Genomic DNA, 12,634 nt, shown 5'->3' on the forward strand with positions numbered 1-12,634 from the left:
CCCCCATGCGCGAGACCATCGACTTCGGCATCGACCTCGGCACCACCAACAGCGCCATCGCGGTGGCGGACGACGACGGCGTACGCGTCATCAAGAACAACGACGGCTGGGACTACACCCCGTCCGCCGTGTGGATGCCCAAGCCGGACGTGATCCACGTGGGCCGCCGCGCCCGTGAGCGCACCGACACCCAGCCCGACGACGCCCACGCCGAGTTCAAGCTGGAGATGGGCGTGGCCGGATACCACCGGCCGTTCGCCCGCGCGGGGCTGTCCCTCACCCCCGAGCAGCTCTCCGCGGAGGTGCTCAAGTCCCTGCGACAGGACGCCGCGCACGACACCGGCAGCCCGCCGGAAGCGGCCGTGATCACCGTGCCCGCCTCCTTCGCGCTGCACCAGAACAGCGCCACGTCCGCCGCCGCGGCCCTCGCCGGGCTCGGCGAGCACTGCCCCCTGGTCCAGGAACCGACCGCCGCGGCCATCGCGTACGGCGTGCAGGACGCCTCGGAGTCCACCCACTGGATGGTGTTCGACCTGGGCGGCGGCACCTTCGACGCGGCCGTGATGAGCAAGCGCGACGGTGAACTGCAACTGCTCCAGCACGCCGGCGACCCGCGCCTGGGCGGCAAACTCATCGACTGGGCCATCGTGGAGGACCTGCTCGTCCCCGCCGTCCGGCGCGACCTCGGGCTGCCGGACTTCGCCCGGCGCAACCCGCGCTGGCGGGCCAACTTCGCCAAGCTCAAACTGGCCGCGGAGGACGCCAAGATCGAGCTGTCCCGGCGCGGCGCCTACGACATCGCCGTCGACCTCGCCGACGGCGAAGGCGGCACCACCCCCTTCGAGTTCACCCTCACCCGGGGCGCCCTCGACGACCTCGCCCAGCCCTTCTACACCCGCGCGATCAAGCTCTGCCGGGACGCCCTCGCGGAGAGCTCGCTGCGGCCCGACCACATCGACCGGCTGCTGCTCGTCGGCGGGGCGACCCTCGCCCCGGGGCTGCGCGACCTGCTGGCCGACCCGGTGGAGGGCCTGGGCATCCAGCTCGACCACACCCAGGACCCGACCACCGTGGTGGCGCGCGGCGCCGCCGTCTTCGCCCGTACGGTGCGGATGCCGAGCAAGCCCCGCACGGCGGCGCCGGGCGAGTTCACCGTGGAACTCCACTACGAACCCCAGTCCCTGGAGACCACCGGCATCCCCGTCTCCGGCCGGATCAGCGGCGGCACCGCCGTGCCCGACTGGACCCGGTACACCGTCACCCTCACCAACCCCGACGGCCACCCGCCCTTCCGGGGACCGCGGACCACCCTCACCCCCGACGGCGCCTTCTACACCGAGGTGACCATCGACTCCGGCACCCGGTCCCGGTTCACCGTGGAACTCTCCGACGGCACCGGCACCCGGCAGCGGCTCGCCCCGGACACCCTGTCGATCACCCACGCCCAGGTGCTGCCCGGCGACGCCGTGCTCACCAGCACGCTCGGCATCGGCAAGGCCGACGGCTCCTTCGCGCCGATGCTGCGCAAGGGCACCGCCCTGCCGACCTCCATCACGAAGACGTTCGAGACGTCCATCCCGCTGCGCCGCTCCCAGCCGGACGCCGTCATCCGCATCCCGCTGCTGGAGGGCGAACGCAGGCGCGCCGACCGCAACACCCGGGTCGGGCTGCTGGAGATCCGGCCCCGGGACGTCCGCTTCGACCTGCCCGCGCAGACGCCCGTCGAGGTGACCTTCGAGATCAACGCCACGAACCGGGAAGTCACCGTCACCGCCGACATCCCCGTCGCCGACGCCCAGTTCGAGGCGACCATCGACCGCTCCCAGCTGGTGGCGCCCACGCACGACGAGCTGGTCGACCGGCTGCACGACCTGGAGCAGCGCACGCACGCCCTGCGGGAACGCGCCGAGGAGGTGCACTCCGAGCAGGCACTGACCCGGCTCGACGACCTGTCCGGCGACAAGGCCTTCGTCCATCTGCGCAAGGAGGTCGACGCGGCGGCCGTCGACACGGGTGCGGCCGGTACGAGCGACCGGCGCATCCGCGACCTGGAGGCCCAGCTCGACGACGTCGAGGAGGCCATCGACATCCCCGGCCTCCAGCACGAGCTGTGGGACCTCCTCAACAACTGCGAGGACCTCATCGAACAGACCGGCGGCGGACCGGCCGAACGCCGCGAACTGGAGAACCTCCGCACCCGCGCGACCAGCGCCGGCGAGGACGGCAGCCCGGCCGGACTGCGCCGGCTCGCCGACCGGGTGCGGGACTTCCAGGTGGATCTGCTGCGCCGCAGCGACCAGTGGGACTTCCTCGTCTTCCACTCCCTCGTCGAGCTGCGCGACGAGATGACCTCCCGCGCCCAGGCGGACGCCGCGATCGCCGACGGCCGCCGAGCCGTCGCCGCGGGCGACCGCACGGCCCTGTCCGCCGTCAACCAGCGCCTGCGCCGCCTGCTCCCTCCGGGGGTCTCCGAGGAGCGGCGGATCGGCGGGGTGCAGGAGAGCCGGTGAGCCGGGGGAGCGAGGCCGGAGGGGAGACGACATGCGGGGAACGGGCACGGACGGGCGGACCGACAGCATGAGAGACCAGGCCGGCGCGGAGAGCGACACCGCGCTCGACGTCGTGCTGCTCGTGTCGCGGGCCCGGGGGCTCGCCCGGGCCGGGGAACTGGGCGGTGCCCTACGGCTGTTGCGGGAGGCCGAGACCACGGAACTCGGGGCGCACCGGGACGTGCTGGACCTGCGGGCGCGGGTGCACGCGCAGCGCGGGGAGACGGCCGAGGCGGCTCAGTGCTGGCAGCGGGTCCTTGCGCGGCACCCGGAGGACCCGGCGGCCAGGGCGGGACTCGCCCGGCTCGGCCGTACGGGACCGTTGGCCGCGCTCGGCCGGCATCGCACCCGTACGGCCCTGGTCGCGGCGGCGTGCGTGGTGACCGCCGTCGTGGCCGGCGTGGTCACCACCCCGGACGGACCACGCACCGCCCGAGCCGACACCGACCGTGCGGCGGGGCAGAGCCCCGGCGCGAGCGCCACGGCGGGAAGCGGCCGGCCGAACCCCGGCGACGGAGCCACCGGCGCGAGCGGCACCGAGGGCGCCGGGCAGCAGGAGGACCCGGCCGCCGCCCGTCGTGCCGCCGCGCTCGCCCACGACCTGCGCGCCCCCGGACTGCGCGTCACCGTGCACGGTGACACGGTCGAAGTCGCCTTCGCCGAGGGGCTGTTCTCCGAAGGCGCCCAGCTCACCCCGGCGGGAGCCCGGCAACTGGCCCTGCTCGGTGAGCGGCTGGGCGGACGGCACCTGGCCGTCACCGTGCACGGCCACGCGGCCACCGTCCCCGGCGCCCCGCACAGCGGCGGTTCCGTCGTCGCGCTGTGGCGCGCCCTGGTCGCCGCCCGCGAACTCAGCGCCGCGAGCGGCGAACCCCTCACGGCGTACACGACGGACAGCGCCGACCAGCGCGACGCCCCCTACCCGGACCCGGCCCGCAACCGCACGGTCACCCTCGTCATCTCACCCGAGTGACGCGGCTAGGGGGGTGTCCCCTAGCCGCCGAAGAACACCACGACCAGTCCGATGATGACCAGCACCGCCACCCACGCCCACACCTTGGCGGCGACGGGGGACTCCCCGTAGTAGATCTCCTCCAGATGCGTCCGCAAGCTCTTGCGCGGCGGCCGCACACCGTACGAGGTCCCGTACCGCAGCCCCATTTCCCGCGCCTGGTCGAGCAGCAGCCGGTTCGCGGTGATGCGCACCCGTGTCTCCCGGGTCGTGCAGAAATCCTCGGCCAGGTCCAGCAGCCGGAGACCGCGACTGCCGCCACCGGGCGCCAGGGCGATCGCACAGTTGTTGAACAGGATCGCGGCGGAGTCGCTGAGCCGGTCGACGGCCTCCGCGATGTCGGGAAGCCCGGCGAGCGCGCCCCGGCCCAGGCGGCGCAGCTCGTGCAGCAGCGGCGTGGCGGCCCCCAGGGTGCCCGCCGCACCGTCCGCGTCGTTCCGGTCGAGTTGCCGCGCGGCCGTCTCCAGAGCCTTCACGACCGGATCGAAGGCCGGCTTGGCCTTGTCGAACCAGACCCCGGCCTCGTCCAGCCGCGCACGGTTCTGCTCGATCGTCCGCCGCGTCCCCTCGTACGGCTGCAGCCGCAGCGCCAGGTCCAGCAGGTCGAAGCTCTCCCGGACGGGCGGGGCCGTGTCCGATGCGGGGGACAGGGCCACCGCGCAGTTGTTGAGCAACAGGGCGGTGGTGTCGGAGAGTTGGCCCACGCCCAGCGACATCCCGAAGTCGGCGAAGGCGTCGAGCCGTTCCACGACCGGGACGACCCGGGCGCGCAGTGACCCGGCCGCGGAGGTCGCGGCCGTCTTGCGGTCGTGTTCCGAGAAGGCGCCGGCGAGTTTCTCCCCCGTCTCGCGCAGCTCGCTCTCCGCCGACTCGTACAACGGGGTCAACTGCTCCTCCAGCGCCTCCCCGAGCACCCCCCGCCCGGTCCAGGTCCACTGCGTGCAGTACCGGGCCAGCCGGGCCGGGTCCTGCGTGCGCGCGGCCAGACCGGCGACGGCCGAGACCAGCACGCGGCGCACCTCGGCCTCGAGCACCGTCACCGCGGTCTCGGTCAGCCGCTTGTCGTCGAGCGCGGCGACCCGGTGCCGCAGATGCGCCCAGACCGCCCGCTGCCCGAGCAGCTTGCGCCACAGCCGCGCCGCGGTCTGCCAGTACCCGTCCTCCGGCCGCTCGGCGTGGCGCTGCGGTCCGCCGCGTCCCTTCTTCTTCCCGGCCGGGCGTTTCGGCCCACCCACGGCCCGGCGTCGCGGTGCCTCGCCACCGCCCAACTCCGCGTCGAGCGCCCGGGCATGCGCCCGGACCGCCTCGTCGTGCTGCCGGTGCAGCTCCGGCTCGCACGGGCACGCGGTGTCCGGAGCGTCCCAGAGCCAGAACAGCTCGTCGACGATCCGGCGCTGCGGATGGTCGAGCACGTCGAAGGCCGTGCGCAGTTCCTCCGGCCCGGCTTCGCCGGGCAGCGGCAGCTCACCGGCGGGGCCGACGGCGACCCCGGCCTTCGCGGCCGTGGCGATCTGCTGCCGGCGCCGGACGATCGTACGGCGGGCCGCGCAGGTGCTCGCCCCGGTCACCCGGAAGGCGTTGCGGCGGTAGAGCTCCGGGCCGCTCAGCTCCCGCAGCCGTTCCCGGACGACAGGCGCGTCACCGCCCATGGCTACGGCTGCCCCGCGGGCGACCCGTCGTGGAGTCCAGGGGTGCCGGGGTCGTCGGGGGTGTCGGGAGTGTCGGGGGTGTCGTCCATCAGGTTGAGGTCCGGCGGCACCAGCGTGGTCGACTCGACGAGCCCCTTGAGCAGGTTGTGCAGCAGGGTGTTGTCGTAGGGCCGCCGCTCCTCGCTCTTGTCGTGCACCAGCGGGTACTTGAAGCCGGTGCCGTGCAGCCGGTGGCGTACCACCTCGATGCGGTGCTCGATCCTGCGTTCCGTCCAGTTGCCGTCCGGACGCAGATGGACGAGCTGCCGGGCGGCCATGGAGTACGTCAGGGGCCGCGGGTCCTCCTCGTACAGCAGGTACCGCTGGCCGAGGACGACCAGCAGCAGCCGTTCGTCGTCGTCCAGCGCCCAGGTCTCCGGCCGCAGCGTCGCGGCCCGGCGGCGCGACACCGGCCCCTGGTCGTCGTGGTCGGCCACGTACAGCTCGATCAGGTGCTCGCGGTAGCCGGAGCCCTTCACGAACAGCGGCGTGTAGCCGGTGGTGAGGGGGACCGGCTCGGTGGTGGTGTGCATCATCCGGCCGCGTGGCAGGCGCACCAGCTGCCGCCCGGTGTTGCGCAGCCACCACTGCCCGTGCAGGTACGTCAGCTCCCCGTGCCGGCGGCTCACCCGCAGGTCGTCCACGCCGACCTCCAGGTCCACGTCCGGGCGCTCGCCCCGGCCGAAGCGGACGGTCAGTCCCGGACGCGGCGGGGCGCACAGGTCAGCGGTGACCGTGCGCGCGTGCAGGGTTCCGGGCGCGGTGGGCGCGACACCGCGCGCGAGGCTGGCGGAGAAGGTCATCGCTGGTCTCCTCGGTGCGTGGGCGTGCGACTCGTACGGAATCGACACGGTGCGGCCCCGGCGCGGGTGGGCCCTGCCGGACGTGTCCGTCAGCATGGGCCGACCTGCTCGGGACCCCTCCCCGTGGCCGGCCGGTCGCTGCTGTGGGGTGTCAGCGGGCGCGCAGCTTCGCGGCCGCGGAGGCGGCGAGCTCGGTGGTCAGGTGGCACAGTTCGCCGATGGGCCGCTGCCCGCCGACGTGCAGCCGCAGCATCTCGACGGCCGTCTCGGCGTCACGGCCGCCGTACTCGCGGTACGGGACGAAGACCGTGCAGGTGTCGTCGCCGTTGCCCTCCGGCTCGACGACGGCGTCGTAGCCGCTGAGCCGGACGACGCGGCCGTCCCGCCCGGACTTGGGCTCGTCGCGGAAGAAGGCGATCTCCGCCTCCAGATCGTCGACGTCGCTGAACCACTCGCAGTCCCAGTCCGCGACACCGGCCTCCGGCACGTCGGCCTTGATGCCGGGGACGACGGACAGCGCCTCGGCGTCGAGCAGCGCGCAGGCGCTCGTCCAGACCAGCGAGGCGGCCGGGTAGGGCGGGGAACGGCGGGGGAGCGGGCCGCGGTTGAGGACCTCGGCGGCGCTGCGGGCGGCGGTGTCGGCGACCGCGCACAGCGCCGCGGCACCGCCCGCCACCGTGCCGTGACCCACGTCGACACGGACCCCTACGAACATGTCGCCGCCGGTGTTGTCTCTGCTGTTGCCTCCTCCTCCGCTGCCGCTGCCGGCCGCGTCCCGGGACAGCAGCAGCCCGCACTCGCCCTGCTTCGGCGGTGCCTCCCGGACGGCGATGCCCCCGATGGTCCGGACGGGGTCCGACGCCTCGGGCGGCGAGCCCCTGCGCAGCTGGACCGACACGTCGATACGGGACCTGTCGTCCGGGTGGACGAGCACGTCGCAGCGGTCGAAGTTGCCGTAGTCGACGTCGACCTCGCTCTCCCCGAACCGGTCGAGCGCGTCGGGGTCGGCCATGGCGCACACGTCGGCGGTGCGCGGATCACCGATCAGGGCCCGCGTCCCCCCGTTCGAGGAGTCCTTCGGCAGCTGCCTCCCGGCTGCCCCAGGCGTGCCGTTCCCGCCGCCACCGCGCTCGTCGCCGTTCCCGGGAAGGGCGACGAGACCCAGGACGATCGCGACGCCGACGCCGAGGGCAGCCGCGAGCAGGACACGGCGTCGCCGCCGCGGGCGCCCGCCGCCGGGCGCGGCGGGCCGGCCGTCCGGGTCCGCCGTCCCGTGGTCCGCCACGGCCGCCAGAAGCCGCCCGGCCTCGGCCGCGTCGGGGCGTTGCCGCGGGTCGCGCCGCAGCATGGCGCCGAGCACGAGGTGGAGCGGGCCCACCGCATCGGCGTCCATCTCGACGACGCCCTGCTCGGCCTTCCAGTAGGTCAGACGCTCCTGGTCCTCCCCGGCGGCCCGTGCCTCGTCACCGTCCGCCTCCGGCTCCCCGCCGCGCGGCGGGGAGCCGGTGACCAGGGCGTAGAGGGTGGCGGCCAGGCAGAACACGTCGGAGGCGGGCCGGGGGACGTTTCCCCGGGCCAGCTCGGGGGCGGCGTAGTCCGGGGTGAAGCTGTAGGGCCCGTTGGCCGTGATGGTCTCGCTGCCGCCGGCCCGGTAGGCGGCACCGAAGTCCAGCAGCTTCGCGGCACCGCGCTTGGTGAGGCCGACGTTGGCCGGCTTGAGGTCGCAGTGGACGATGCCGGCCTCGTGCAACGCGGCCAGCGCGTCGGCGAGTTGGGCCCCGATCCGGGCCACGCGCTCGGGGCTCATGGGCGGCTGCCGGTCGAGGCCGCCGCCGGGCACGTACTCCATGACGAACCAGTACGTCTCGCCCACGTCCCCGCCGCCGTCGCCGCCCGTGTCACCGTCCGGCGGCACCGTGACGACATCGAACAGCGTCACGACATGGGGATGATCACGGAACTTGGCCAGCGCACGCGGCTCGCCCAGCAGCCGCCGTACCGCGGTCTCGCGGTCGCCCTCCACCCGCTCCGGCTTCAGCGCGACGTCCTGCCCCACCACCGTGTCGTGGGCCAGCCACACGTCGCCGCCGCGGCCTGCGCCGATGACCTCCTTGAGGACATAGCGGCCGGCGAACTCGTCTCCGGGACGCACGTTCTTCTCCCCCTCGCATCGGCCCAGAACGCGCGCGACACCCACGCGCGCGTAAGGCGAACCTACTGCGTACAGGAGACGTTACTCACAGTCTCCCCAGAGCCTCCATCAGCCGCACGCATGCGCCCCTCCCGCCCGGGGCCCGTGCAGAGCACCTACGTCCCCCTGTAGCGCGCCGGTGACATTCGGGACGAACCCGTAGCAGGTCTGCAGGGCAACGTATGCGGGGGGTGACGGGTCGTAGTGGGTGCAAGGGCCGAAGCCCGCGCATTCACACGAAAACATGGGGGAAACATGCACGTCCGTACCCGAGGCATCCGCACCACCGTGGCCGCGCTGGCGGCCGCCGCCGGTGTCGCCGCAGCCGCCGTCCCGGCCGCTGCCGCCATCACACCGGCTTCCGCCACTCCCCGGTTCCTGGAGCCGGCCGAGCTGCCGCCGCACCCGACCTCGCCCTGGTACGCCGGTCCGGTCACCGCCGGTCAGCCGGACCCGCTGCCGGTGTGCGTGGGCGAGGCCCTGCCGTCCATCGCCTCCCACCGCTCGTACTGGACCGAGTACGACACCAACGCCCAGCAGATCACGGTCGTGGAGCGCGACACGCAGCGTGCCAAGGACTTCGCGGCGCTGCTGCGCAAGGACATCACCGGCTGCGCGAAGAAGCTGATGGAGCAGGACCCCGACCTCACGGCGTCGCAGAAGTACTACGGCCGGCTGAACGTCGAGGAGGGCGCCCATGTCTACGGCCTCCACACCGCTTCGGCGTGGGGTTCCTCCGACATCAACCTGTTCTCGGTCGGCCGCGACGGCAGGACCGTGACGGTGGTCCTGTGGGGCCAGATGGGCAACTTCCAGCACGCCCAGGTGTCCGACTTCAAGACCACCACCGTCACGGCGGTCAACAAGCTGTACTGACGGGCTCAGCCGCGGGCCGGCTCCGCGCGGCCGTCGTGGCCCTCGTAGCCGTCGTACACGAGAAGCCCGTCGTCGCGCAGTCGTGCGCCGGGCGTCGGCGCGTGGGCGCTGAGGCGACCGTCGTGCATGAGGTGCCGAGCCGGTACGCCGCGGGCGAGTACCGCGAAGTCGGCGATCAGCCGGCGGTGGCAGCGCCACCAGACCGCCTCGCTGCACATCACGGCGGTGCGGCCGTGCGAGGCCTCGCGCAGCACCCGGTCCATCGCGGTGACGAACTCGGGGGAGCGGGTGTGGGCGGCGTAGCCGCGGAAGGAGGCGTTGCGCCAGACGACGTCCGGGCTGTCCACGGGAGGAGTGCGGAACCCGCCGAGGGCGGGTTCCCACCGGTAGGCGATGCCGCAGCCCGGCATCCACTCGGCGAGCCGCCGCCGCGACAGATCGGGGTCGCGGCGGCTGCCGGGAGCGGTCCGTACGTCCACGACGGCCGTGATACCGGCGTGGCGCAGCAGGTCGGCGATCCGGTCCCGGCCGGCGGTGCTGTGCCCGAAGGTCAGCAGAAGCGCGTCCACACGGTCGGACTATCCCGTTCTCGCGGACCCACACGAGGAGGGGCGACATGGCGGAGGCGCCAGGGCCCGTGGTGGCCGAGCTTGTACCGAGCTGCCCCACCTGTCGCTGCGTGCCGAGGGACCGGTGACAAGGCCGTCTACGATCTCGCGGCCCTCTCCTGGGGCGAGGAAGGAGCGCTTGTTCGCCGGTCCACCCTGTGTGGCGGCCGTTGAGTGAGTGTGTGCAAGCACGGACTCTCAGACCGGATACGCCGTATGAATATGGCCGTCACGGATGACGACTTCGACATCTCTGGTCTCCCGCCCGCTGCCGTTGATGCCCACTGGCTCGCCGTGTTCGAAGCGGTGCAGGTGGCTGTCCTGCCCGGCCCTGGCACGCGGGTTGGGTATGGCCGGGGTTCCGCCAGCTCTCGCTGCTGCCGTCGGCCATGATCCGCTCGGCGGGGTAGCCCTCCACCGTCCAGGTGGTGCGTGTCGTCGCGCCGGTGGCGTCGACGGTGCCGACGATGCGGCCGAAGGCGTCGCGGGTGACGCGAGACGTGCCGCCCAGTGGCGCGGTGACGGAGTCGGGCAGACCCAGTGGCCCCGGGTGGACACGGTGGGTCGCTCCCAGGGCGTTGGTGACGCCGAGCAGACCACCGGAGGTGTCATAGGCGTAGGTGGTGACGGCGCCGTCGGCGTCGACGGTCGCTGCCGGGTGGCCCTGCTCGTCGTACGCGTAGCCACGCCTGCCGCCGGTCGGCAGAGTGATCCACAGGGGACGGTCGGAGGCGTCGTACTCGCATGTGGTGACCGTGCCGTCGGGCCGGACGACAGAGACGAGGTTGCCGCGCTCGTCGTAGCCGAAGCGGGACGTGTGGCCCAGCGGATTCGTGCGTGAGAGCAGCCGGTTGTACGCGTCCCACTCGGCGTAGGTGGTGTTGCCGAGCGGGCCGGTCTGGGCGATGACCTGTCGGCGCTCGTTGTACCGGTAGGTCGTGGTGTGGCCCAGCGAGTCGGTGTAGCGCGTCTCGCGACCTTCCGGGTCGTAGGTGATGGAGCAGGACAGGAAACCGTCGGCGCCTTCGCCTCGTATGCACCGGTCCTGGTCGTCGTAGGTGAAGCGGTACCAGGTGCCGTTGCGGTCGGTCCAGGAGGTGATGCGTCCCTGGACGTCGTAGGTGAACCTGAGCGGAAGGTCGCTGGAGTTGTAGATCTCGGTGAGGTGCCCGTCAGGGCTGTAGCCGTAGCGCAGCAGCGTCGTGCCGTCGGGCCCGGCTTCCTCGTCGCGCAGCCGCAGCCCGACGATCCGGTCGCCCTCGGTGTCGATGTGCAGGTGGCGGCCGCCGGAGTCGCGGACGGCGGTGGGGGTGCCGGTTTCGTCCCGGTCGATGTCGATGCGCCGTCCGTCGCGGTCGGTCACCGCGGCCAGAGGAAGAGCGAACGCCTCGTGTGCGGCGACAGGTCCGGTGAGCGGGGAGAAGTGGCGCGTGCGTCCCGTGGCCGGGTCGGTGATGCGGATGGGGGCGTCGGGTGTGCCGTCCCAGTCCAGCGGCCAGCGTGGGCCCTCCGCCGGCATGACCGAGACACCGGGGGCGGGCACGGGATACACGAGGATCATGCCGTCGTCAGCGGCGAAGACGACGCCCTCCCCGTCCAGTTCGACACGCTCGTCGAGCGTCGAGGCCCAGGACGGACCGAACCACCGGCCCCAGTTGTACGTCGAGAGATGTGTACGCCGCAGCACGACAGGAAGGAGCCCGGGAAGCTCCACGTCGGTCTCCTCCACGAGCATCTCGCCGGAGACCATGTCGACGGGATCGCCGTTCTTGCACCGCCCCTTGGCCGGCTTGCTCTTGCCGACGGCGTCGTCGGCTCCCTTGCGCAGACCTCTTCCGAGCCCCTTGGCCATCGCCTTGAGGCCACCCTTGCCCAGGGCCTTCATCCCAGTGGCGAGCTTGCCGAGTGTGGTGAGGCCCTTGACGCCCGGTATGCAGTCCAGTGCCGCGAATCCCACGTCCCACAGGGACGCTTGGCCTTTGGAGTACTTGTTGAGTGTGTCGGCGAGGACGACGAGGGCTGCTACGACGACGATCGCGGCCAGGATCGGCCCGCCGATGATCATCGCGATGACGCCGACCACCGCGACGACGACCTTGCAGACCGCGACGATGGTGTCCCAGTTGTCGGTGAACCAGTCGCCGATGTCCTCCCACCACGACCGGTTCTGGATGCCGGCGTCGGACGCCTCGTCGATCTTGTTCTTGGCCTCGCGGGCGGCGTCCTCGCGCATCTTGCGCGCGTCCTCGGCCATCTTCTTCGCCGCGTCCAGCGCGCTCTGGGCGTCGTTGACGGCCGACTGCGCGTTCGTTCGCGCCGCCTTGGCGTGCTGGACGTCCCGCGTGGCCGCCCGTACCTTCGCCTCGTCCGGCTTGTCCGCGTCCGACTTGCTGCCGGTCGGGTCGTCCTCGTATTTGTCGGCCTCCTTCGAGGCCCGGGTCACCCAGGAATCGGCCGAAGAGAGCTTCGACTGCGCCGAGGACAGGTCTTCACGGGCCTCCCGCGCCTTCACCAGCGCCTTGTCCGCCAGAGCCTGGGCGCGCTCCAGCTTCGGCCAGAAGTCCGCGAGGGCGTCGCCGCACATCCCGTACGACTTCTCCAGCTTCTTCAAGTTCTTCGGGACGCCCGAGAACTCCTCCTTGAAGACCGTGGCCGACTTGCCCGCCCATTCCGCGAGCGTGCTCTCACCCGCCATGCCCTTGACCAGACGCAGCGCGTCGGAGACGTCGTCGGCGAAGTCGTGCAGGATCTTGGCGAGCTTGCGCACCCGCTCCGGATCACCGGGGGTCGGATCCTTGTCCAGGTCCAGGACATGCCAATCCGTTGGCCGGTATCCCACGTGCTTCCCCCGTCGCATTGCTCCACCCAAGGCACGTATGCCTCAGCAAAGTTACTTGATCCCCTTGC

Annotated in this window: 8 protein-coding genes; 3 read left to right on the top strand and 5 right to left on the bottom strand. The window is 72.6% G+C overall.

What is annotated here, in order from left to right; all coding sequences use genetic code 11:
• Positions 1–5: 5 nt before the first annotated feature.
• Positions 6–2,510, top strand: coding sequence for an Hsp70 family protein (locus tag PV963_RS34620; RefSeq protein WP_274820402.1), 2,505 nt, complete (start codon positions 6–8; stop codon positions 2,508–2,510).
• 67 nt (positions 2,511–2,577) lie between these two features.
• A complete protein-coding gene (locus tag PV963_RS34625) occupies positions 2,578–3,522 on the top strand; it encodes a tetratricopeptide repeat protein (RefSeq protein ID WP_274820403.1) in 945 nt (314 codons plus the stop codon).
• A gap of 20 nt (positions 3,523–3,542) precedes the next feature.
• Here the strand turns inward: PV963_RS34625 and PV963_RS34630 are convergent, their stop codons facing one another.
• From PV963_RS34630 to PV963_RS34640, 3 genes are all read right to left on the bottom strand, one after another.
• Entirely contained in the window at positions 3,543–5,210 is a 1,668-nt protein-coding gene (locus tag PV963_RS34630; RefSeq protein ID WP_274820404.1) for a hypothetical protein, read from the bottom strand.
• Between the two features lie 2 nt (positions 5,211–5,212).
• Positions 5,213–6,052, bottom strand: a complete 840-nt coding sequence (locus tag PV963_RS34635; RefSeq protein ID WP_274820405.1) for an FHA domain-containing protein — start codon at positions 6,050–6,052, stop codon at positions 5,213–5,215.
• A 151-nt stretch (positions 6,053–6,203) separates the two neighbouring features.
• Entirely contained in the window at positions 6,204–8,204 is a 2,001-nt protein-coding gene (locus PV963_RS34640; protein WP_274820406.1) for a serine/threonine-protein kinase, read from the bottom strand.
• A gap of 294 nt (positions 8,205–8,498) precedes the next feature.
• Here PV963_RS34640 and PV963_RS34645 point away from each other — a divergent pair, with 294 nt between their 5' ends.
• Positions 8,499–9,119: a hypothetical protein gene (locus PV963_RS34645; protein ID WP_274820407.1), complete on the top strand. Its 621-nt coding sequence runs from the start codon at positions 8,499–8,501 to the stop codon at positions 9,117–9,119.
• 5 nt (positions 9,120–9,124) lie between these two features.
• On the opposite strand, the gene PV963_RS34650 is transcribed toward PV963_RS34645, so the two are convergent.
• Positions 9,125–9,688: a DUF488 family protein gene (locus PV963_RS34650; RefSeq protein ID WP_274820408.1), complete on the bottom strand. Its 564-nt coding sequence runs from the start codon at positions 9,686–9,688 to the stop codon at positions 9,125–9,127.
• A 268-nt stretch (positions 9,689–9,956) separates the two neighbouring features.
• Positions 9,957–12,566 carry a DUF6531 domain-containing protein gene (locus PV963_RS34655; protein WP_274820409.1) on the bottom strand — a complete coding sequence of 870 codons (2,610 nt, stop codon included), beginning with the start codon at positions 12,564–12,566 and terminating at the stop codon, positions 9,957–9,959.
• Positions 12,567–12,634: the final 68 nt, after the last annotated feature.

The organism is Streptomyces coeruleorubidus (assembly GCF_028885415.1).
In the GTDB taxonomy this organism is placed as follows: Bacteria; Actinomycetota; Actinomycetes; order Streptomycetales; family Streptomycetaceae; genus Streptomyces; species Streptomyces coeruleorubidus_A.

Excerpts from the sequence above, each read along its gene's own strand:
- PV963_RS34645 (WP_274820407.1), top strand. The coding sequence starts at position 8,499 with ATGCACGTCCGTACCCGAGGCATCCGCACCACCGTGGCCGCGCTGGCG.
- PV963_RS34630 (WP_274820404.1), bottom strand. The coding sequence starts at position 5,210 with ATGGGCGGTGACGCGCCTGTCGTCCGGGAACGGCTGCGGGAGCTGAGC.
- PV963_RS34620 (WP_274820402.1), top strand. The coding sequence starts at position 6 with ATGCGCGAGACCATCGACTTCGGCATCGACCTCGGCACCACCAACAGC.
- PV963_RS34625 (WP_274820403.1), top strand. The coding sequence starts at position 2,578 with ATGAGAGACCAGGCCGGCGCGGAGAGCGACACCGCGCTCGACGTCGTG.
- PV963_RS34635 (WP_274820405.1), bottom strand. The coding sequence starts at position 6,052 with ATGACCTTCTCCGCCAGCCTCGCGCGCGGTGTCGCGCCCACCGCGCCC.